Below are 22360 nucleotides of genomic sequence, written 5' to 3' on the forward strand. Positions count from 1 at the left end.
TCTAAATTCCAAAATTCTAAAAACGCAAACTCAAGCTACGCTCTCAAACAGTGCGTTTTTTTGACGAATTTTGAAATTTGAAATCAAATCAATTTTTTCCGTATGATATTCTTAGCATGAGGATTTGTATACTTTGTCAACAGTCTGAGCCTTCTTATGAAGGCTATTTTTGTGCTTATTTTTATTTTTTTTCATAATAAATAATATCTAAATAATCCTTGATGAATTTTTCTTTTTATCTTATTATATATTGATACAAGTTTGGTGTTTTGTATTTTAAAATTGTTAAAAATATTAGGTAAATTTGCAATAAGTTTACAAAAAATATTTTATATAATTTAATTAATAAAACCGACTTATTTGCTTGTATTTGACTTTATTTATAATAAAATATATAAGGTAGATATTTTTATTCTATTTGTATTTAAATATTTTGATATATAGGAAAGGAAAATGTATGAATTTACATATGGGACTTGATGTCGGTTCTACGACTGTAAAGATTGTTATAACTGATGAAAATTTTAACACTCTTTATTCAGTTTATAGACGACATAAATCAGATGTAAAACAAACAGTTACAAATGTTTTAAAAGAAGCTTACGACAGATTTAAAGATGATTATCTTACTGTAAATGTAACAGGCTCTGGTGGAATGTTTGTTGAAAAATATTTAGGCATTAATTTTGTTCAAGAAGTTATTGCTGAAACAAAAGCTATAAAAAAATTTATTACTCAAACTGATGTTGTAATAGAACTTGGGGGCGAGGATTCGAAAATAACCTACCTCAAAGGCTCTGTTGAGCAAAGAATGAATTCAATTTGTGCTGGTGGAACGGGTGCTTTTATTGATCAAATGGCAGCTCTTCTTGATACAGACGCTAAAGGTTTAAATGAATTAAGTAAAAATTATAAAAAAATTTATCCAATAGCAAGTCGTTGTGGGGTTTTTGCAAAAACTGATATTCAAGCTCTTATGAATCAGGGGGCAAGCAGGGAAGATATAGCAATTTCTGTTTTTCAATCAGTTGTAAACCAAACAATTTCAAATCTTGCTTGTGGAAGACCAATAAAGGGAAATGTAACTTTCTTAGGAGGACCACTTCATTTTTTGAAGGCTTTAAGAGATAGATTTATTGAAACTTTGGGCGAAGAAGAAAATAATTTTTATATTCCAGAAGATGCAGAGCTTTATGTGGCAAAGGGTGCTGCAATTTTATCTGAAAATGAAAAGCCAATTTCTTACAAATCTCTTATAAAATCTTTGGAAGAAGATAAAAAAGTTGATATGGAAATGACCAAGAAAATGGATAGGCTTTTTGAAGATGAAAAAGACTACCAAGAATTTAAGAAAAGACACAAGACTAATCTTGTAAAATATAAAAATATTGAAGATTATGAAGGAGAAATTTTTCTTGGAATTGATGCAGGATCAACCACCTCAAAAATTGTTTTAATCAGCAAAGACAATGAAATTTTACACCAAGATTATAGGATGAATTTGGGAAAACCTCTTGAAGTTGTAATTTCTATGTTAAAAGATGCCTATAAAAAAATTCCTGCAAAAGCAAAAATTGTTTCATCAGGAATTTGTGGCTATGGGGAAGAATTTATTAGAAATGCTCTCCACATTGACAACGGCGAAGTTGAAACTATAGCCCATTATTCTGCGGCAAAATTTTTCAATCCAGATGTAGATTTTATTTTGGATATTGGCGGACAAGATATGAAAGCTATGCACATTCGTGATGGAATTATAGATTCAATCCAATTAAACGAATCTTGTTCATCAGGCTGCGGGTCATTTTTATCAACTTTTGCAGCAAGCGTCGGTCTTTCTGTAGAAGAATTTCAACAAAAAGCTCTTTTTGCAAAAGAACCAGCAGATTTGGGTTCAAGATGTACAGTTTTTATGAATTCAAAGGTAAAACAAGCCCAAAAAGAAGGATCAGATGTTTCTGATATAGCGGCAGGACTTTGTTATTCCGTAATAAAAAATGCCATCCAAAAAGTTATAAAAGTTCGCGATCCAAAATCTTTGGGGAAAAATATAGTTGTTCAAGGTGGAACTTTTTATGGAGATGCAATTTTAAGAGCCTTTGAAAAGTTATCATCAAGAAGTGTAACAAGACCAGAAATTTCAGGCCTTATGGGGGCTATGGGCATGGCTTTGATTTCCAAAGAAAAATCAACAGGCCATTCCAAAATTTTATCAGAAAATGAAATAGATAATTTTACCTATACACAAAAATCTGCAAGGTGTGGAAGATGTACAAATAATTGTTCCCTACAAATAAATATTTTCCCAGACGGATCAAGATTTATAACAGGAAATAGGTGCGAAAGAGGAGCTGGAGTAAAACAAGAAGAAACTTTGGCAGATCTTAATATGTACAAATTTAAAAACAAACTTTTGTTTGATAGGAAAACTTTGGGGGAGAAAAATATTTTTGGAAAAGTTGGACTACCAAGAGTTTTAAATATGTACGAAGATTATCCTTTTTGGCATGAATTTTTTACTTCCTTAGGTTTTGATGTTATTTTGTCAGATGAATCAAACAGGAAAATTTATGAAAAAGGAATTGCAACAATTTCATCAGAAACTGCTTGCTATCCTGCAAAAATTGCCCACGGTCATATAGAAAATTTACTAGAAAAAAATATAGATATGATTTTTTATCCTGCAATTTTTTATGAGTACAAGCAATTTGATAAGGCACAAAATCACATGAATTGTCCAGTTGTTTCAGGTTATCCTGATGTAATTGAAAATAATGTTGATGGACTTAAAAATATAAAATATTTAGCACCATATCTTTCATTTGAATCTGAAAAAATTATTGGAGATAGGCTGGTTGAAATTTTTGAAGGATATGAGCATGATGGATATGTTTTGAAGAAAAATCAAATAATAAATGCTGTAAAAAATGCTTGGCAAAAACAAGCCGACTACCATGAAGATATAAGAAAAAAAGGTAGGGAAATTTTAGAATATGTTCATGTGAATAAAGAAAAAGCCATCGTTCTTGCAGGTCGTCCTTATCATATTGATCCAGAAATAAATCATGGAATACCAGAATTGATTGAATCAATGAGAATTCCAGTTTTATCAGAAGATGCCCTTGCTTATTCAACAGAAGATTTGGAAAAAGAAACAAGAGTTTTGGACCAATGGTCATATCATGCAAGATTATATAGGGCGGCAGAATTTGTAGGCAAAGATCCTTGCCTTCAATTAGTTCAATTAAATTCATTTGGTTGTGGGCTTGATGCTGTTACAACCGACCAAGTTCAAGATATTTTAGAGGCAAACGGAAAAATTTATACTTTGTTAAAAATTGATGAGGTTTCAAATCTTGGAGCTGTAAAAATTAGAATTAGATCATTAATTCAAGCACTAGACCAACAAGATGACAAAGACCTTCATTTAAGAAAAAGAAAAGATAAAATTTCTTATGAAAATCATGAATTTACAAAGGCAATGAAGGAAGAGGGCTATACAATTCTTGCCCCACAAATGGCAAGAGAGCATTTCCAAATTTTGGAAAAACTTTTTAATGGAAATGGATACAAGATAGAATTTTTAAATAAAGTTGACGAGAAAGTAATAGATAATGGATTAAAATATGTAAACAATGATTCATGTTATCCTTCAATTACAGTTGTAGGTCAATTTATGGAAGCTGTAAATTCTGGAAGATATGATCCAAACAAATTAGCACTTCTTATGACTCAAACAGGAGGAGCTTGTCGTGCATCAAATTATGTAGGCTATATTAGAAAAGCATTAAAAGATGCTGGCTATCCACAAATTCCAGTTATTGCCTTATCAGCTCAAGGAATAGAATCACACTCAGGTTTTGATTTAAAAAAAGTTTCAAATATTCCTTTGTTAGTAAATTCACTAAGAGCCTTGTTATTGGGAGATTTAATAAATAGAGTTTCAAACGCTACAAGACCTTATGAAAAAGAAGAGGGATCTGTAGATAAATTGAAAGAAAAATGGATTGAAATTTGTAGAGATAATATTGTAAAAATGAGTTCAAAATCTTATAGAAAAATTATAAACGATATTGTAGAAGATTTTGATGAGATTGAAGTTTTAGATATAAAAAAACCAAAAGCAGGAATTGTTGGAGAAATTCTTGTAAAATATTTAAAAGAAGCAAACAACCATCTGCAAGATACACTAGAAGCTGAAGGAGCTGAAGTAATAGTTCCAGATTTGATAGATTTCTTTATGTATTGTCTTGCAAACACACAAATAAAAAAAGATTTATATGGCAAAAGTCCAATGACAGCATTTTTTGGAAAAACAGCCATAAATACAATAGAATTTTATAGAAAGCCAATAAGAAAGGCTTTAAAAAATTCAAAAAGGTTTGATGAGCCAGTCTATATAAATGACGTGAAAGACTTTGCAAAAGAAGTTACAAGTCTTGGTAATCAAGCAGGAGAAGGATGGCTTCTTGCAGGCGAAATGATAGAATTAATTCATCAAGATGCACCAAATATAGTTTGCATACAACCATTTGGTTGCTTACCAAACCACATCACAGGTAAGGGAGTAATGAAAAAAATCAGAGAAATTTATCCACAAGCAAACGTAGTAGCAATAGACTACGACCCAGGTGCAAGCGAAGTCAATCAAATAAATAGAGTAAAGCTAATGATGAGTCAAGCAAGAGAAAATCTAAAAGAAAATGTAAAAGCATAAAAAAATCTAGCAGTTTTTGCTAGATTTTTTTTATAAATTTTTCAACATGATTTGTAATAATTCCATTTGGATTTAAAATTTCTAATTTTTCATAATCTTCCTTTTTATTTGAAAACCAAATATTAGTCAAAACTCCCATATTTTTTAAATCAATAATTTCTTTTTGACTAACGGCAGTATTTTTTGGATGATAATATTGCAAATTTAAATCCTTGCAAAGATTTTTAATATTATCAACTTTTTTGCTAGTCAAATAGGCAAGGGGAATTTCAGTGTCAATTTCTCTAATTTTCTTTAAAGAATTTAAATTAAAAGAAGAAATAATAATTTTATCGACCAAACCATAAGCATAAATTTTTCCCATCAAAAGCTTTTCAATATTTTCGTATTCAATTACATTAGTTTTTACTTCAATATTTGTGATAATATCCTTGTCCTTAAAATAAGAAAAATATTCATCAATATCAGAAATTTTTATATTTTCAAAATTTTTATTGTAAGAAAAAGAATATTTTTGTAATTCTTCTAGGCTATGATCTTTTATAAAACCAGAACCATCACTTGTCCTGTCAATTTTTTCATCGTGAATTATAATCAATTCCTTATTTTTTGATAAATGAACATCAAGCTCAATAGCATAAACTCCCATTTCAAAAGCTTTTTTAAAAGCAAGCATAGTATTTTCTGGATAAAGGGAAGAAAAGCCCCTGTGCGCAATAATTTTCATAAAACCTCCTAGTAATTTATACCCAAAATAAAAATATAAATATTTGACAAGACATTTAGAACTTGGTATTATATTTAAGTACTTGCAGGATTGGCGGAATTGGCAGACGCGCAAGACTAAGGATCTTGTGTCCGATTTTAGGACGTGGAAGTTCAAATCTTCTATCCTGCACCAAATTTATGCACTCAAAATTGAGTGCTTTTTTTGTGTTTATTTTTAAATTTTCGTTTTTAAAATATATTTTTTGATTTTTTTTATAGAAAGTTTTAAAAAGAATTGTGTTTTAATTAAAATTCAATAAGCAACTTGTGAAAATAAATAGTTATAAATTTATCTAAAAGGAAAACATTTTTTTATTTTTGTTTTTAATGTATTTTTGAATAAAATTTTTAAAAAATTCAAATTTCTATGAAGTCTAGCACTTTAAATATAGACGTTATAAGTTTTGACTTATGATGTCGATTATAAATTAATAATTTTACTATTAAAAACGTTTTCTATATAATTATATTTGAAAAAAGCTACTAATATTTATTATAATTGTAAGTGATTTGAAATTAGAAATTGAAAATCACATTGAAAATTATTAGGAGAATTTATGGAGGAAATTATGACTAAGTTTCGTAGAGAACATGATTCTGTTGGTGAAATGGATATTTTAGAAAATGCTTATTATGGTGCTAATGCCAAAAGAGCTGAGGAAAATTTTCCAATAACAGGTCTTAAAGCTGATGATAAATTTTTGGATGCTATGGTTGAAGTTAAAAAGGCTGCAGCTTTTGAAAATGAAAAATTAGATTTAATTTCAAAAGAGCAAAAGGATGCTATTGTTTATGCTTGTGATAAAATTCTCGCTGGAGAATATAGGGATAATTTTATTGTTGATCCAATTCAAGGTGGAGCTGGAACAAGTTATAACATGAATACTAATGAAATAATTGCAAATATTGCAAATGAAAAACTTGGTGGTGGACTTGGAGTTTATGATAAGGTTCATCCAAATGATGATGTAAATAAGGGCCAATCAACTAATGATGTTATTCCAACAAGTGGAAAGATTGCTCTTGTTAGATATTTTATTGAACTTAAAGATGAATGTGAAAAACTTTTAAAATCTTTTGAGAAAAAAGCGGATGAATTTAAAGATGTTTACAAAATGGGCCGTACTCAATTGCAAGATGCTGTTCCTATAAGTTTAGGTCAAGAATTTAATGCTTATCATTCTGTAATTAAAAGAGATTATAAGAGAATTCAAAAAGCTATTGATGAATTATCAAATGTAAATTTGGGAGCTACTGCAATTGGAACTGGTCTTAATGCGGATAGAACTTACGTAAAAGAAATTGTTGGTGTTTTAAAAGATGTAACAGGTCTTGATTTAAAACAAGCAGAAGATTTGGTTGATGGAACACAAAATTTGGACGGATTTTTATATGCTTCATCAATTTTAAAAACTTTTGCAGTTTCACTTTCAAAAATTTCTAACGATTTAAGACTAATGTCTTCAGGTCCTCAAACTGGAATTGGCGATATTAATTTACCAGTTAGACAAGCAGGTTCATCAATAATGCCAGGAAAAGTAAATCCTGTAATCCCAGAAGTTGTAAGTCAAGTTGCTTTTGCAGTTTGTGGAAATGATACTACTGTTACAATGGCAGTTGAAGCTGGACAACTTGAACTTAATGCTTTTGAACCAGTTATATTTTATAAACTTTTTGAATCTCTAAGAGCTCTAAAAGGTGCAATTTATACATTAAGAGTTAATTGTATTGATGGAATAACTGCTAATAAAGAATTATTATTAGAAGAAGTTGAAAAATGTGTAGGACTTGTTACAGCCCTTGCCCCACATATCGGATATGAAAAATCAAGTAAGATTGCTCATGAGGCTCAAGATACAGGTAAAACTGTAAGAGAAATTGTTCTTGAAGAAAAATTATTAGGAGAAGATGAACTCGATAAGATTTTAGATTTCAAAAAAATGATTACACCTGGAATCTTAGAAGAGGACAAATTGGAAGAAAAATAAATTTTTAGATAATAAATATTAGGAGGATAAGATGACTACAAATGAAAATAAAAAAATGAGCGCAACTAAAAAAATATTATTGTCAATGCTCATTGGTCTTGTAGTAGGTATAGGACTTCATTATATAGTACCCGACGGATTTTTTAAACAATCTGTTTTGATTGATGGAGTATTTTTCTTATTTGGTCAAGGCTTTGTTAGATTATTACAAATGCTTGTAGTACCACTTGTATTTTTCTCAATTGGTACTGGCGTTATGCAAATGAGAGATGTTTCACAATTTGGAAGAGTTGCTATAAGAACTCTTGTTTTATATTTGATAACTACTGCACTTGCAATTGCCATTGCCTTATTTATAGCAAAATTATTAAAACCAGGCGTTGGAATGAATCTTGCTGAGGCTACAAAATCATCAGCACCAGCAGCAGATGCGAAAGAAGCCCCAACATTAATTGAAACTTTGGTAAATATAATTCCAAAAAATCCTATAGAATCTTTGGCAAACGGAGATATGCTCCAAGTAATTTTCTGGGCGTTTTTGTCTGGTATAGTTATAGGAAGATTTGGGCAAGAATTGAAATTATTAGAAGATTTTATGAATGTTGGCAATGATTTTATGATGAAAGTTACAGCTTTAGTTATGAAAGCTGCTCCAATCGGGGTATTTGCTTTAATAGCAAGAACATTTACAGATATTGGACTTGGCATAGTAGGACCACTTCTTACATTTTTGGGATCAGTATTAAGCTCAATGGTAATATTGATAGTTTTAGCTTACATTCCATTAATTGCAATTACATCAAAAACAAGTCCTAGCCATTTTTTGAAAAAAGTATTTCCAGTTTATACTTTTGCTTTTTCATCAGCATCATCAAATGCCACAATTCCATTAACCCTATCATCATGTGATACACTTGGAGTTCCAAGAGAAATTTCATCTTTTACAATTCCACTAGGTGCAACAATTAACATGAATGGTACTGCAATATATCAAGGTTGTGCTGTAATATTTATAGCAAATGCTTATGGAATAGATTTGACATTTGGAAATTTAGTTACAGTAGTATTGACAGCTGTTTTATCATCAATTGGTACAGCAGGAGTTCCAGGAAGTGGAATGATAATGCTATCAATGGTTCTTTCATCAGTAGGTCTTCCAGTAGAAGGCGTAAGCTTAATTATGAGTGTTGAAAGAATTGTAGATATGTTTAGAACAGCACTTAACGTAACAGGAGATGTTGTGTCAACATTTGTTTCTGCAACTAAAGAAAACTTATTAGATAAAAATAGATATTTATCTGATGAAAAACCAGAAATGGAAGAGGTTGATTTTTAGAATATGAAAAATTTCTTTGTGATTTTGGGAGGAATGGGAACCTTAGCAACAACAAATTTTTTAAATGATTTAAACGAAGCTTATAAGCCAAGCTCAGATCAAGAATATTTAAATTATTTGGTAGTAAACCACGCCACAATTCCTGATAGAACTTCCTTTATATTAAAAAAATCAAAAGAAAATCCATTTGATTTTCTAAAAGAAGATATAGAAAGTGTTGATAAATTAAATCCAGATTTTTATGTGATTACTTGTAACACAGCACATTTTTTCTATGATGATTTACAAAAATTAACACAAAAACCAATCATAAATATGATTGAGCTTGTTGAAAATAAATTAAATAAAATCAAAAAGCCTTCTACAATTGGAATTTTTGCAACAGAAGGAACGATAAAAAGTAAATTATTTAATAATATAATAGAAAGATGTTCTCATAAGGCTTTCGTTTCATCAAGAAAAATTCAAGATAATATAAACGAATGTCTTTATGGTGATGTAAAAGAAAAAGGGACAATTAATTTTGAAAGATACCACAACACTTTGAAAGAAATGATGGATCAAGGATGCGATTATATAATTATAGGATGCACAGAAGGCTCTTATATAAATAGCAAAGATGAAAATTCAAATCTTTATCCATTAATTGATAGTGAAAAAGAATTGGTAAATGAAAGTTTGAAGTTAGGACTTAAACTTCAAAAAAATATAGAAATTTAGGAGCAAATATGTCAGAGATGGACTTGGAATATATTAGAGCTATTTTAAAATATGGTTCTATTACCGCGGCCTCAAAAAAAATTTATATTTCCCAATCAGCTTTAAGTCAACACATCATTAGGATTGAGAAAAAATTGGGAGTTGAAATATTTAATAGAGATTTTAAACCTATAAAACTTACTGAGGCTGGAATAATTTATAAAAAGTCCCTTGAAGATATAGAAAAATTAAAAGAGAATACTCTATTAAAAATTGAAGAAATAAATAAGTTAAAAATCGGAGAGCTAACAATTGGTTCTACCGATTATCAAACTTATTTTTTCCTATCAAAAGTTTTAAAAGATTTTAATGAAGATTATCCAGGAATAAAAATAAATTTATTAGAAGCAAAAACTAATCAGTTAAACACTTTTGCCCTAAATGGTTTGTGTGATTTTTCAATAACTTATGAAACTGATAGGTTTGATGATATGGAAAGCATAAATCTTTATAGAGAAGATGTATATTTAGCTATGTCAAAAGAAAATAAATTAAAAAATGATTTGTCAGGCAAAGGAAAAATAAAAACAATTATTGCCAAAAAACTTGCAGGGCAAAATATTATAAGAATGAAAAAAGGACAAAATCTTATTTTGCAATACCAAGAGCTTGATGAATTTACAGATAATTCTTTGAATACAGTTTTTGAAACAGATTCAATATTTATAGCTGAAAAATGTGTAAGAGAAAATATGGGGCTTGCCATTTTGCCTGAAAAAATGCTAAAAGAAAAAAAGAATGATCTTATATATTTTAAATTAAAAGAAGGCTTATCATCAAGAACTGCTATGATAAATTATTCCAAAAATCACAAATTAAAAACTATTGCAAAAATATTTATAGATAGGTTAAAAAGATACGCTAAAGAAGAATTTTAAAATCGAGGTAAAAAATGAAATACAGACAAGAAGAAGATTCTCTAGGGATAGTAAATGTTCCAGCTAATCATTTTTGGGGAGCACAAACTGAAAGATCTTTAGAAAATTTTCCTCAAGAAGTTGAAAAAATGCCACATTCTCAAATTATGGCAATAGCAAGTATAAAAAGATGTGCAGCTATTGTTAATAATAAAGAAAAAAAATTAGATGATAATAAAAAAGATTTGATTGTAAAAGCTTGCGATAGAATTTTAAAGGGAGAATTTGACAATGAATTTCCATTAACAGTTTGGCAAACAGGCTCCGGCACTCAAACGAATATGAATGTCAATGAAGTTATAAGCCATATTGCAAATGAAAATGAAAAAATAATTCATCCAAACGACCATGTAAATATGAGCCAATCTTCAAATGATGTTTTCCCAACAGCAATGCATCTTTCAACTTACAAAAATTTATCAGAAAAATTATTAGAAGAATTGCCAAAAACAATTGATGCAATTAAAAAATTGGAAGATGAAAATAAAAATATAATAAAAACAGGAAGAACTCATCTTCAAGATGCAACTCCTTTAAAACTTTCTCAAGAAATTTCTGCTTGGAGAGTGTGTCTTGAAAGAGATTTGAAAGTTTTAAAAGAAGTAAAAGAAGAATTGACCTACCTTGCTATAGGTGGTACTGCAGTTGGAACAGGAATAAATGCAAAAAAAGAATTTGGAGATGAAATGGCAAAAGAGCTTTCAGATTTTTATGGTTTTGAATTTAAATCAGATGAGAATAAATTTTATCAATTGTCATCAAAATCTGCTCTTGTAAATGTTCACGGAACAATAAAGGCCCTTGCGACAGATCTTTATAAAATTGCAAATGATATAAGATTTTTATCTTGTGGTCCAAGATGTGGAATAAGTGAGCTTACAATTCCTGCAAACGAACCAGGCTCATCAATTATGCCGGGAAAAGTAAATCCAACTCAAGTTGAATCAATTACTATGGTTTGTATAAAAATAATGGCAAATGATTTTGCAATTTCAATGGCAAACACTCAAGGTCAATTGCAATTAAATACTTATATGCCTTTGATAATTCATTCAATGGACAATTCAATTACGCTTTTGTCTAAATCATTAAAATGTTTTAGGGAAAAATTATTAGAAGGACTTGTTGCAAATGAAAAAAATATTGCAAAAAATTTAGAAAATTCTCTAATGCTTGTAACAAGTTTATCTCCACATATTGGATATGATAAGGCAAGTAAAATTGCAAAATATGCTTATAAAAATAATTTAACATTAAAACAAGCTTGTCACGAATTAGAATATTTAAGCGATGAAGAATTTGATGAAATAGTAAAACCAGAAAAAATGGTATAAGGAGAAAATGATGGAAAATCTAAAAGAAAAAGCACTTGACTTACACAAAGAGATTCAAGGAAAAATTTCAACAGAATTAAAAACAAAATTGGAAAACAAAGATGATTTATCTTTAGTATATTCTCCAGGAGTTGCTGAACCTTGTAAAAAAATCCACGAAAATGAAGACGACGCTTACGTTTATACTGGAAAAGCAAATACAATTGCAGTTATTTCTGATGGAACAGCTGTGTTGGGACTTGGAAATATTGGACCAAAAGCAGCACTTCCTGTAATGGAAGGTAAGGCTTGTTTGTTTAAAAAATTTGGTGGACTTAATGCAGTTCCACTTGTAATTGATACAACAGATACTGAAGAAATTATAAAATTTGTAAAACAAGTTTCTCCAACTTTTGGCGGAGTAAATCTTGAAGATATTTCATCTCCAAGATGTATAGAAATCGAAACAAGATTAAAAGAAGAATTAGATATTCCGGTTTTTCACGACGACCAACATGGAACAGCAATAGTTACAATTGCAGCTTTAATTAATTCTTTAAAACTTGTAAATAAAAAACCAGAAGAATGTAATGTGGTAATTTCTGGCGTAGGAGCTGCAGGATCTTCAATTGTAAGAATGTTAAATGATTTTGGAATTAATGATATTTATGCTTTTAATTCTAGAGGAATTTTAAGAGAAGACGAAAAATATTCAAAAGATTTATACAACAAACTTGCTAAAGAAACAAACAAAGAAAATAAAAATTTAACATTAGAAGAAGCAATGGCAGACGCTGATATTTTTGTAGGAGTTTCTGTACCAAATAAAGTAAGTAAGGAAATGGTAAAATCTATGAGACGTGATCCAATAGTTTTAGCTATGGCAAATCCAGATCCAGAAATTACTTATGAAGATGCAAAAGAAGCAGGAGCAAGAGTTGTTGGAACAGGAAGAAGCGATTATCCAAATCAAGTTAATAATGTTCTAGCTTTCCCTGGACTTTTTAAAGGAGCTTTGTCAGTTCATGCAACAAAAATTACAGAAAAAATGAAAGTTGCTGCCGCAGAGGCTATTGCAAGTTTAATTCCTGATGAAAAAATTTCAGAAGATTACGTAATACCATCAGCATTTGATTTAGGAGTTGCTGATGTTGTTGCAGAAGCTGTAGCAAAATGTGCAAGAGAAGAAGGAATTTCTCAAAAATAAAAAAATAAGAAAATATTTTAAGCAAAAATAAATTAAATTCTCCCTATTAAAATTAAGAGGGAGAATTTTTTTGTGAAAATTTATATTAAAAAAATCAATTTAAAGCCATCAACTTGACAAATGTTTTCCTAAATGATAAATTGATACAAATAATATCTAAATTTTAAATTGGATATGTAGTATGTGATTAATGATTATTTTAGTTAAAATCAAATTTTGAAACTATTTTAGTCATTAATTTTTTTGTTTTTAATAATTTACGAAGATTTTTGGAGAGGGAGTTTATGATTAGATCTTATAAATGTATCGACAATCCACAAAAACCTATTAGCTATGACATTTTATTAAATCCAAATAAAATGGCAGATTATGCTTGTGGAGAAAAATTTATTTCTTTGCCCCTTCTTCCTATGATTTCTCTTTGTTTGGGAGTTGAATTTGAAAATGGAATCAAGGCAAATCCGATTTTTGAAAAAATTCAAGATGTAAAACTTGAAATGGATTATGAAAAAGAAGAATACAAGGCGATGGTTAAAGCCATAGAAATTATTGATGATAAAAAAACTGTAATAGAAATGAGAGGTCCTCTTGCTATTTTGGATAATCTTTTGGGAATAGATAAGGTTATGAGGGCTATGAGAAAAAATAGGGAAAATTTAAATTTTCTCTATGATGAATTTATTGAAATTTATCTTGAATATATTAAGAAGATGCTAGATATGGGAATTAGAATTTTTAGTTTTGCTGAAAGTATTTTAGATGTGAAATTATTTGGACCAAGGGAAGTAGAAAATTATGTGGATGATTTTTTGCTTAAATTTTTAAAAGAAATAAAACTATTGCAAAAAGAAAATCCCTTTACCTTTCATCTTTGTCCAAAATCAAGCCTTATCCTTGTCGATTTAGGTAAGGCAAACTTTTTTCCTATTGAATATGAAAGTCCTAAAAAATATATAGATATTTTATATGAAAATAAATGTTTTTTGGGAGATAGGTGTTTGAATTTGGCGGATAAAAAATTTAAAAGTGTAAATAAAATAATTTTGAAGGAGGAATAAGTGGCAAGTAAAGAAGAATATTTAGAAAAAATGGCAAAGATGGTTGTTGAAATGGAAGATGAGGAAATAGGAGATTTATGTAGAGAATATTTAAAAGAAGGTTATGATCCAGAAGATGCAATTTTTAATGGACTAATTAAGGGAATGAATGAAGTAGGAAGACTTTTTGAAGAGGAAGAATATTTTATTTCCGATTTATTAATTTGTTCAGATGCCATGTATAACGGCATTGATGTTTTGAAAGAAAAAATTGAAAGCTACGGAGAAAATAATCTTGCCACAGCTGTTATTGGAGTTGTTGAAGGCGATACTCATGATATTGGGAAAAATCTTGTGAAATTGATGCTTGAAGTCAACGGTTTTAAAATGATTGATTTGGGTAAGGATGTTCCTTGTGAAAAATTTGTTGATGAGGCAATTAAAAACAAGGCTCAATTTATTATGATGTCAACACTTATGACAACGACTATGGCAAATATGAAAAAAGTAATTGATATTTTAAATGAAAGAAATATTCGCGACCAATTTATTGTGATGGTTGGAGGAGGTCCAGTTTCTGAAAGTTTTGCAAAAGATATTGGAGCTGATGCCTACAGTGAAAATGCAAATGAGGCAGTAAAGGTTGCAAAAAGTTTAATTAAAAATCATGAAAATTGAAATTGAAAATTTGAATAAAATTATTGATTCAAAGGATGAAAATATCTTAGAAAGTCTACTTGCAAATAATATAAAAATCGATAATTTTTGTAACGGCAAGGGGACTTGTGGAAAATGTAAAATTAAAATTTTAAAGGGAAGTCTTAATCCAATCACATCTTTAGAAAAATCCTTGTTAAGCGATGACGAGATAAATTCAGGGATTCGACTTGCTTGTCTAAGTTTTCCTAAAACTGACCTTAAAATTAAAACTCTAGGTGAAAATTTAGCTTTTAAAATTTTAGATTATGGAGAAATTCCTGATTTTAAAATGAAATTTGATAAAGGCTATGGCCTTTGTCTTGATATTGGGACTACAAGTCTTGCTATGTACTTGGTTGATTTATCAAATGGAAAAATAATAGATAAAATCTCTTCCATAAATTCTCAGGTTAAATATGGGCTTGACGTCATGACAAGAATTAGCTTTGAATATGAAAATGAAAATGGTAAAAATTTACTCCAAGAAGAAATCATAAAAAGTATCAATAATTTAATTGATGAGCTTGTAAATAAAAACGAAATTGAAAGAAGCCAAATTAAAAAACTTGTAATTGGAGCAAATACTACCATGCTTCATATGCTAGTAGGCGAAGATGCAAAATCTTTGGGTAAATTTCCTTATAAGGCAAAATTTTTGCATTCTTTAAAAATAGATTCTAAAGATCTTGGAATCAATATTTCAGCGAAAATTTATACCCTTCCAAATGTTTCTGCTTTTGTGGGAAGTGATATTGTTGCAAGACTTTATTTGACAGATTTAAAAAATAGAAAAAATACACTTTTTATCGACATTGGAACAAATGGAGAAATAGTTTTAAAAACAAAGGATAAACTTTACGCAACGTCAACTGCGGCAGGCCCCGCCCTTGAGGGTATGAATATTTCTTGTGGCATGCGAGCAGAAAGTGGGGCTATTGATTCGCTAAAAATTCAAAATGAAAAAATAAATTTTTCTACAATAGATAATAAAAAGCCAAGAGGAATTTGTGGGAGTGGACTTTTAAGTTTAGTAGCTCAAATCATTGAGAAAGATTTTGTAAATAAAAGAGGAAGGATTTTAGATCCAGAAAAATTAGAAAAAGATGATTATAGGAAAAATTTTATAAGAGAAGATGAAAATAAAAAAAGAATTATAATTTTAGATTCAAAGGAAAATATTTATATTAGTCAAAAAGATATTAGGCAGGTTCAACTTGCAAAAGGGGCAATTTTATCAGGATTTTTAATTCTTCTTGAAAAAGAAAATATGAAGATAGAAGATTTAAATTCTGTAATAATAGCAGGTGGTTTTGGAAGTCATCTAAAAAAAGAAGATTTGACAGGCGTTGGCATCTTGCCAAAAAAAGTAGAAGAAAAGATAAGATATGTTGGTAATTCCTCCCTAATTGGAGCCTATATGGCCCTTATGAATGAAAATATTATTAAAGAAATGGAAGACTTATCCAAAAATATAACTTATCTTGACCTTGCAACAAGTAAAAATTATGAAAGAAAATTTGCGAAAGCAATGCAATTTTAAGGAGAAAAAAATGAAAAATTACAAAAAATTATTAACCGTTCTTACCCTAACAACTTTAACTCTTACTTCATGTGGGAACAAAAATGAAGAAAAAAATTCTAATAATTCAAACCCATCAAATATTGTAAGTATTGAGTCTAACGAAAAAAAAGAGGTCACAAGTGTAAGTATTTTAATTAAAGATACAGTAAATGACAAAGAAATTTTAAAAGAAGACGGAAAAATTAATAAGGACGGTCTTAAAAAATACCTTGAAGAAAATCACAAGGCAAAATTTGAAGATGGAATGATGACAGAACTTGAAGGAATAAAACAAGACAAAGAAAAAAATCAATACTGGATGTATTATGTAAATGGAGAAATGGCTGAAGTTGGAATAGGCGATTACCTTCCAAAAGAAAATGACCAAATAGAATTTAGATTTGAACAAATGTAGATGGATACAAAAAAACTTACAAGACTTGCAAGTCTTTGTGCGATTTGTGTAATCACAAGGATATATTTGAAATTAATTCCAAATGTCCAAATCTTATCAGATATAATTTTAATTCTTGCAATAAATGGAAAACTTGACGAATCTTTGATTGTAAATGCGACTACTATGATCATAACAAGTTTTTTTCTTGGTTTTGGCTATTGGGTTATATTTCAAGTTTTGGATTTTGGGATTTTGGGAATTTCAAATTATATGATATTTAATAAAATAAAAATTAAAAAAACAAAAACAAATAAGGCAATTGCTCTAGGGATTTCTGGATTTATTTATGGATTTTTGATTACTATAATGCAAGTCTTATTTATGGGTGGAAATATTTTTACTTTTTTTGGACTTTATGCTGGATCAATTCCTTTTGATATAAACCACATGGTTGGAAATATTGTAATATATATTTTTCTTATCTTTAGGCTTGAAAAATATATTACGGGAGAAAAGCATTTTAAAAATTAAGGAGAGATGATGGATAAAATAAAACTTCAAAAAGAAATTTCACATTATAAACCAGAAATGACTTCAGATGAAAGATTAAAAGCCTATTTTAAAGGAGAGCGAGTTGACCACTTGCCATTTAATCTAATGAGCCTTGATATGGCTTATGGAATGAATTTAGGATATACATTGAAAGAAACCGACCAAATTGAAAATTTAATAGAAATTATTAAAAAAAGATGCCAAGAATACAAGGTATATGGAATTTCTGAAGGTTTAAATCTTAGGGCAATGGGCTATGCCCTTGGTTCAAATGGAATTTTTCCAGAAAATGATATAGACCATGTCGAAAAATATTTGTTAGAAGATAAAATTGATATGGACTTATTAGAAATGCCAGATCCCTACAAGAATAAATTTTTAAAAAGAAAAATTGATAATGCAAGAAGGCTAAAAGAAAAATTCCCAGACCATAAAATTTCTACTTTTGTAGCAGGACCTATGACTGTTCTTTCAGCTTTAAGACCGATTGAAAAACTTTTGAGAGATTTGAGAAAAAATCCCAAAGGAGTAAAAAAATTATTAGATTTTGTAATGGAGGCAAATATAAAATGGATTGAAGTTTTTAATAAAGAATTTGGAGATGTGGGAGTAATGATTGCAGATCCAGTTTCTTGTGATGATATTTTAAGTCCAAAACAAGTAAAAGAATTTTCCTTTCCATATTTAAAAGAATTGACTGATAGGATTTATAAGGTAAATAATATAAAGGCAAATCTTCATATTTGCGGTCACACAAAAAGGCAATGGGAAAATCTAAAAAAATTACAAATTGGATCATTTAGTGTAGATAATTGTCATGACCTTAGTGAATGTAAGGAAGTAATTCAAGATAAATTATCTTTGATGGGAAATGTTCCGCCGGTTGATGTAATGAGAAATGGCAGCGTGGATGATGTAATAAATTCTGTAAAATCTTGTATAAAAAAAGGTGCAGACAACAAAATGGGCTTTATTTGTGCAACTGGTTGTGCAACACCTGCAAATAGTCCAAAGGAAAATTTGGATGCCTTTGTCTATGCAGTTCAAAAATATGGAAAAGATGCAAAAATCGGAGAAATTCCACAAGCTGTGTGGGAAGATTAATGGGAGGATTTATGAACAAAGAAGAACTTAAAGATGAGATGAAAAATTATAAACCAGAAATTACTTCTTCAGAAAGAATATCTAAATATTTGAGTGGAGAAAGAGTTGATCACATTCCATTTGCAATTATGAGTACAAATAGGATTATTGCAAATCATCTAAATTATACAATTAGTGATATGGAAGATGTGGACAAATTATCTGACATTATCCAATATAAATACGATAATTATAAAATTGTGGGATTAACAGAAGAATTAAGTCTTAGGACTATGGGTCATGCTGTCGGTTCAAAATTAATTTTTCCAGAAGATGATATTGATTATATAGAAGAATTTGTAATGGATGATAAGCTTGATATGAATTTAATTGATTTGCCAGATCCTTTTACAAATAAAATTTTAGCTCCAAAATTAGAAAGAGCAAGAATCCAAAAAGAAAGATTTCCAAATATGGCAATCGAAACAGAAATTCCTGGACCAATAACAACAGCAGCCGCTATTAGACCGATCGAAAAACTTTTGAGAGATTTGAGAAAAAATCCCCAAGGAGTAAAAGAATTATTAGATTTTTGTTTTGAAGCAAATATGAAATGGGCGAAAGCTTTCAAAAAAGAATTTGGTCCAACAAGTATCATGGTTGTAGATCCAGTTGGTTGCGATGATATTTTAAGTCCAAAACAAGTTGAAGAATTTTCTTTGCCATATTTGAAAAAACAATTGAGTGCTTATTATGAATTAAATGGAATAAAAGCAAATTTACATATTTGCGGTCATACAAAAAAACAATGGAAATATTTTAAAGATTTGGATATAGATTTTTTCTCTGTTGATAATTGTGAAGACTTAGAAGAATGTAAAAAAGAAATTGAAGATAAATTAATTGTTGTAGGAAATATTCCTCCAGTAGAAGTAATGAGATATGGGAAGGTTGATGATGTAATAGAATCAGTAAAAACTTGCATAAAAAAAGCAGCTGACGCAAAATGTGGATATATAGCAGCAACAGGATGCGGTTCTCCTGTAAAAACCCCAATAGAAAATTTGGATGCCTTTATTTACGCCATAAATAAATACGGCAAAAATGCAAAATTAGGAGAAATGCCAGAAGCTATAAACGAATAAAAAAATTATAAAAGTGAGCCAAAAATTTCTAACAAAAATTTAAGGCTCATTTTTTGTCTATTAAAAATATAAAAAATTTTTATTTGAAAATTTATTTTTAATTTTCAAATAAATCCAGATATTTTTCGTATCCTTCTTCTTTTAATTTCTTTTTTGGAATAAATCTAAGGCTTGCGCCGTTTATACAATATCTTAGTCCGCCTTTTTCTTTTGGTCCGTCAGGAAAAACATGGCCCAGATGTGAATTTGCATTTTTGGATTTTACTTCTGTTCTTATCATTCCATGAGATAAGTCCTCATTTTCTTTTATATTATTTTCTAGTGGCTTTGTAAAAGAAGGCCAGCCACAACCTGAATCAAACTTATCTAAAGATGAAAATAAAACCTCTCCGCTAATTATATCTACATAAATTCCATCCTTATAAAAATCGTTGTAGATACTAGAAAAAGGTTTTTCTGTGTAAGATTTTTGAGTAACCTCATAAGATAATTTAGAAATCTTATTTAGTTTATCTTTTTTTATTTTCTCATCCATAATATCCCCCTTACAAATATTTTACTAATTTATAATAATTAAGGCAATAATTTTTATTTACTTTTAAAATGAATTAATTAGTGATACAATATTTTCAATAATAATGAAAAATGGAGATAAATTATGGGGAAAAATATTATAGCAGACCATGCGAAATGGCCTAGACTTGAAGATGCAATTTTTAAAATTAGCGGAGAGTGTAAAAAAGCAATAGCAAAAAAAGGAAAAGATAAAATTATAAATTCCACTTTGGGAACTTTAATTGATGATGATGGAAATATTATTGCCTTTGATAGCGTTTATGATACTTTAAAAAATATGGACAAAAAAGATATAGCAAGCTATGGAGCAATAGAAGGCGACAAAGAATTTTTGGATCTAGTAATTGAAAAATGTTTTGGAGCTTATAAACCAAATGGATTTATAAAATCAGTTGCAACAGCTGGGGGAAGTGGAGCAGTAAGACATACGATTTGGACTCTATCAGGTGTGGGCGATTATGTAATTTGTCCAAATTGGTATTGGCCAGCTTACGCCACAATGTGCGAAGAATACAATAGAGAATTTTTGACTTATGAATTTTTGGATGAAAATTTTGAATTTAATTTAAAAGAATTTACAAAAGCCTTGGATTTTTCTTTAGAAAAAAAAGATAGGGTAGTGTGCGTTTTTAATTCGCCTGCAAATAATCCAACAGGATTTTCAATTGAAGATTCTATGTGGGATAAAATTTTAGAAATTATAAAAGATAGAGCAGATGATGGGAAATATATTGCGATTTTATTAGATGTAGCCTACATTGAATTTGCAGGAGATGGAAGGCAAAAGAAATTTTTTCAAAAATTTGGAGAATTGCCAGAAAATATTATCACAACAGTTGCCTATTCAATGAGTAAATCCTACACAGCTTATGGACTAAGGTCAGGAGCTTGTATAATTGTTTCATCAAATGAAGAAATTGCAAATCAAGTTTTTGATTCAATGAAACACTCAAACAGGGCGATTTGGTCAAATATAACTCATGCAGGAATGAATATATTGGTAGATTTAGAAAAAGATGAAAAAAAGAAAAAATCTTACGAAAAAGAATTAGAATTTTACAGAATAATGCTTGAAAAAAGAGCTAAAGCCTTCACAGAAAATTCAAAAAAAGTAGGACTTGTTACACTTCCATATTTTGGAGGATTTTTCATATCAATTCCTTGCAAAAATTCTAAAAAAATCGCAGAAAAATTAAAAGAAAGAGATATGTATATAGTTGCAAATAAAGAAGGATTAAGATTTGCAGTATGTGCAGTAAGCAAAGAAAAATGCAAAATTTCTCCAAAGATTATAAAAGAAGTGATGGATAATATAAATTAGAAAATATATTCAATATTACAGTTTTACAAAAAATAAATATTTTGCTATTTTGAGTGAGCATAGTAAGCTGAGAAGTATCAAGAACTCTCTATATGTTTATTTCACTCAAACTGAAATGCGTTTGTTTTGAAAACTTCTTATTGCTTTCACACTTTGTTTTAGGGATAAATGTGTCAAATCAAGGCGTATTTGGCTAGTTGAGAATATGGTGTAGGATGGTTTTATTTTGATACAACCAAATTGCTTCTGTCTAAATTCTTAAAAATCTTAAATTGTCTTGAGCTAATATCTTTGTGATTTCAGAAAATATTTATGATTTATAATTTTATATTTTTATTTTTTATATAACTTTTAAATTATTACAATTAAACTATAAAATTAATTTTTTATTAAAAAACTTGAAAAAAAACTTGAAAAAAACTTGAAAAAAATTTTTTTTGGATAATAGTAAAAATATAGATAATTAGAATCAATTTAAAATTAATAATTAAATTAAAAAGGAGAATAAAAAAGATGAAAAAATTAAACTTATATATCGCTAATCTTGCGGTTGAAAATATTAAATTTCATAATTTACATTGGAACGTTGTAGGAAAGCAATTTGTAGCTATTCATGAATATTTAGAAGCTGAATATGATAAAGCAAGTGAAAGACTTGATGAAGTTGCAGAATTAATCAAAATGTCTGGAGAATTTCCTGTAGCTAATTTAAAAGAATATTTAGAGATTACTACAATAAAAGAAATAGAAGAATCTAAAGAAATTTGTGTGAAAGATGCTTTAGAAATTGTTCTTTCAGATATAAAACTTCAAAAAGACCTTGCTTTGGAAATTAGAAAAGAAGCTAATAATAAAGATGATTTTTCTATAGCAAATGTTATGGAGTCCCATATTGAAGATTATAATAAACAAATCTGGTTTATTGAATCAAGCTTGAAATAAAACTTTGTTGAAACTATTTTAAAAATATATTAAATCAAAAAG

General features: G+C 28.9%; 18 protein-coding genes and 1 tRNA gene. 17 read left to right on the top strand and 2 right to left on the bottom strand.

The genetic code is table 11. The features are described 5' to 3' along the window. The first annotated feature begins 457 nt into the window (after positions 1–457). On the top strand, positions 458–4717 hold the full coding sequence (locus HMPREF2782_RS04210; protein ID WP_070641102.1) for a 2-hydroxyacyl-CoA dehydratase: 4260 nt from the start codon (positions 458–460) through the stop codon (positions 4715–4717). 19 nt (positions 4718–4736) lie between these two features. On the opposite strand, the gene HMPREF2782_RS04215 is transcribed toward HMPREF2782_RS04210, so the two are convergent. Further along, positions 4737–5444 carry a glycerophosphodiester phosphodiesterase family protein gene (locus tag HMPREF2782_RS04215; RefSeq protein WP_070641105.1) on the bottom strand — a complete coding sequence of 236 codons (708 nt, stop codon included), beginning with the start codon at positions 5442–5444 and terminating at the stop codon, positions 4737–4739. 84 nt (positions 5445–5528) lie between these two features. Between HMPREF2782_RS04215 and HMPREF2782_RS04220 the strand changes: the two genes are divergently transcribed. The 14 genes from HMPREF2782_RS04220 to HMPREF2782_RS04285 all read left to right on the top strand — a co-directional run bounded on the left by HMPREF2782_RS04220 (position 5529) and on the right by HMPREF2782_RS04285 (position 19479). After that, positions 5529–5618, top strand: a tRNA-Leu gene (locus HMPREF2782_RS04220). Between the two features lie 424 nt (positions 5619–6042). Beyond that, positions 6043–7473 (top strand): aspartate ammonia-lyase, encoded by a 1431-nt coding sequence (locus HMPREF2782_RS04225; protein ID WP_261668622.1) that lies wholly within the window; start codon positions 6043–6045, stop codon positions 7471–7473. A 31-nt stretch (positions 7474–7504) separates the two neighbouring features. Continuing rightward, positions 7505–8809 carry a dicarboxylate/amino acid:cation symporter gene (locus HMPREF2782_RS04230; RefSeq protein WP_070641107.1) on the top strand — a complete coding sequence of 435 codons (1305 nt, stop codon included), beginning with the start codon at positions 7505–7507 and terminating at the stop codon, positions 8807–8809. A 3-nt stretch (positions 8810–8812) separates the two neighbouring features. Then, a complete protein-coding gene (locus HMPREF2782_RS04235) occupies positions 8813–9529 on the top strand; it encodes an aspartate/glutamate racemase family protein (RefSeq protein WP_070641109.1) in 717 nt (238 codons plus the stop codon). 8 nt (positions 9530–9537) lie between these two features. Further along, entirely contained in the window at positions 9538–10446 is a 909-nt protein-coding gene (locus tag HMPREF2782_RS04240; protein WP_070641111.1) for a LysR family transcriptional regulator, read from the top strand. Between the two features lie 14 nt (positions 10447–10460). Then, the gene (locus HMPREF2782_RS04245; protein WP_070641113.1) at positions 10461–11819 is read left to right on the top strand and encodes a class II fumarate hydratase; all 1359 of its coding nucleotides are present in this window, start codon (positions 10461–10463) and stop codon (positions 11817–11819) included. Positions 11820–11829: 10 nt separating this feature from the next. Continuing rightward, on the top strand, positions 11830–13005 hold the full coding sequence (locus HMPREF2782_RS04250) for an NAD(P)-dependent malic enzyme (protein ID WP_070604819.1): 1176 nt from the start codon (positions 11830–11832) through the stop codon (positions 13003–13005). Between the two features lie 284 nt (positions 13006–13289). Then, on the top strand, positions 13290–14063 hold the full coding sequence (locus HMPREF2782_RS04255; protein WP_070641115.1) for a uroporphyrinogen decarboxylase family protein: 774 nt from the start codon (positions 13290–13292) through the stop codon (positions 14061–14063). Next, positions 14064–14720: a corrinoid protein gene (locus tag HMPREF2782_RS04260; protein ID WP_070641117.1), complete on the top strand. Its 657-nt coding sequence runs from the start codon at positions 14064–14066 to the stop codon at positions 14718–14720. It abuts the gene before it with no gap. Continuing rightward, positions 14710–16281 carry an ASKHA domain-containing protein gene (locus tag HMPREF2782_RS04265; RefSeq protein WP_070641119.1) on the top strand — a complete coding sequence of 524 codons (1572 nt, stop codon included), beginning with the start codon at positions 14710–14712 and terminating at the stop codon, positions 16279–16281. The genes HMPREF2782_RS04260 and HMPREF2782_RS04265 overlap by 11 nt, the downstream gene beginning before the upstream one ends. A gap of 10 nt (positions 16282–16291) precedes the next feature. After that, positions 16292–16717: a DUF4430 domain-containing protein gene (locus tag HMPREF2782_RS04270; RefSeq protein WP_070641120.1), complete on the top strand. Its 426-nt coding sequence runs from the start codon at positions 16292–16294 to the stop codon at positions 16715–16717. Further along, positions 16718–17230 carry a hypothetical protein gene (locus tag HMPREF2782_RS04275; RefSeq protein WP_070641122.1) on the top strand — a complete coding sequence of 171 codons (513 nt, stop codon included), beginning with the start codon at positions 16718–16720 and terminating at the stop codon, positions 17228–17230. A gap of 9 nt (positions 17231–17239) precedes the next feature. Further along, positions 17240–18355: a uroporphyrinogen decarboxylase family protein gene (locus tag HMPREF2782_RS04280; protein WP_070641124.1), complete on the top strand. Its 1116-nt coding sequence runs from the start codon at positions 17240–17242 to the stop codon at positions 18353–18355. An 11-nt stretch (positions 18356–18366) separates the two neighbouring features. Next, entirely contained in the window at positions 18367–19479 is a 1113-nt protein-coding gene (locus HMPREF2782_RS04285) for a uroporphyrinogen decarboxylase family protein (RefSeq protein WP_261668623.1), read from the top strand. 97 nt (positions 19480–19576) lie between these two features. On the opposite strand, the gene msrB is transcribed toward HMPREF2782_RS04285, so the two are convergent. Further along, positions 19577–20014 (bottom strand): peptide-methionine (R)-S-oxide reductase MsrB, encoded by a 438-nt coding sequence (gene msrB, locus HMPREF2782_RS04290; protein WP_004839190.1) that lies wholly within the window; start codon positions 20012–20014, stop codon positions 19577–19579. 123 nt (positions 20015–20137) lie between these two features. On the opposite strand from msrB, the gene HMPREF2782_RS04295 reads away from it, so the two are divergent. Continuing rightward, entirely contained in the window at positions 20138–21376 is a 1239-nt protein-coding gene (locus HMPREF2782_RS04295) for an aminotransferase class I/II-fold pyridoxal phosphate-dependent enzyme (RefSeq protein ID WP_070641127.1), read from the top strand. Positions 21377–21889: 513 nt separating this feature from the next. Further along, on the top strand, positions 21890–22318 hold the full coding sequence (locus HMPREF2782_RS04300) for a Dps family protein (protein ID WP_019118317.1): 429 nt from the start codon (positions 21890–21892) through the stop codon (positions 22316–22318). Positions 22319–22360: the final 42 nt, after the last annotated feature.

Source organism: Anaerococcus sp. HMSC068A02 (genome assembly GCF_001811125.1).
GTDB lineage: Bacteria > Bacillota > Clostridia > Tissierellales > Peptoniphilaceae > Anaerococcus > Anaerococcus vaginalis_C.

Coding starts and splice junctions, on each gene's coding strand:
- HMPREF2782_RS04210 (WP_070641102.1), top strand. CDS start 458: ATGAATTTACATATGGGACTTGATGTCGGTTCTACGACTGTAAAGATT.
- HMPREF2782_RS04215 (WP_070641105.1), bottom strand. CDS start 5,444: ATGAAAATTATTGCGCACAGGGGCTTTTCTTCCCTTTATCCAGAAAAT.
- HMPREF2782_RS04225 (WP_261668622.1), top strand. CDS start 6,043: ATGGAGGAAATTATGACTAAGTTTCGTAGAGAACATGATTCTGTTGGT.
- HMPREF2782_RS04230 (WP_070641107.1), top strand. CDS start 7,505: ATGACTACAAATGAAAATAAAAAAATGAGCGCAACTAAAAAAATATTA.
- HMPREF2782_RS04235 (WP_070641109.1), top strand. CDS start 8,813: ATGAAAAATTTCTTTGTGATTTTGGGAGGAATGGGAACCTTAGCAACA.
- HMPREF2782_RS04240 (WP_070641111.1), top strand. CDS start 9,538: ATGTCAGAGATGGACTTGGAATATATTAGAGCTATTTTAAAATATGGT.
- HMPREF2782_RS04245 (WP_070641113.1), top strand. CDS start 10,461: ATGAAATACAGACAAGAAGAAGATTCTCTAGGGATAGTAAATGTTCCA.
- HMPREF2782_RS04250 (WP_070604819.1), top strand. CDS start 11,830: ATGGAAAATCTAAAAGAAAAAGCACTTGACTTACACAAAGAGATTCAA.
- HMPREF2782_RS04255 (WP_070641115.1), top strand. CDS start 13,290: ATGATTAGATCTTATAAATGTATCGACAATCCACAAAAACCTATTAGC.
- HMPREF2782_RS04265 (WP_070641119.1), top strand. CDS start 14,710: ATGAAAATTGAAATTGAAAATTTGAATAAAATTATTGATTCAAAGGAT.
- HMPREF2782_RS04270 (WP_070641120.1), top strand. CDS start 16,292: ATGAAAAATTACAAAAAATTATTAACCGTTCTTACCCTAACAACTTTA.
- HMPREF2782_RS04275 (WP_070641122.1), top strand. CDS start 16,718: ATGGATACAAAAAAACTTACAAGACTTGCAAGTCTTTGTGCGATTTGT.
- HMPREF2782_RS04280 (WP_070641124.1), top strand. CDS start 17,240: ATGGATAAAATAAAACTTCAAAAAGAAATTTCACATTATAAACCAGAA.
- HMPREF2782_RS04285 (WP_261668623.1), top strand. CDS start 18,367: ATGAACAAAGAAGAACTTAAAGATGAGATGAAAAATTATAAACCAGAA.
- msrB (WP_004839190.1), bottom strand. CDS start 20,014: ATGGATGAGAAAATAAAAAAAGATAAACTAAATAAGATTTCTAAATTA.
- HMPREF2782_RS04295 (WP_070641127.1), top strand. CDS start 20,138: ATGGGGAAAAATATTATAGCAGACCATGCGAAATGGCCTAGACTTGAA.
- HMPREF2782_RS04300 (WP_019118317.1), top strand. CDS start 21,890: ATGAAAAAATTAAACTTATATATCGCTAATCTTGCGGTTGAAAATATT.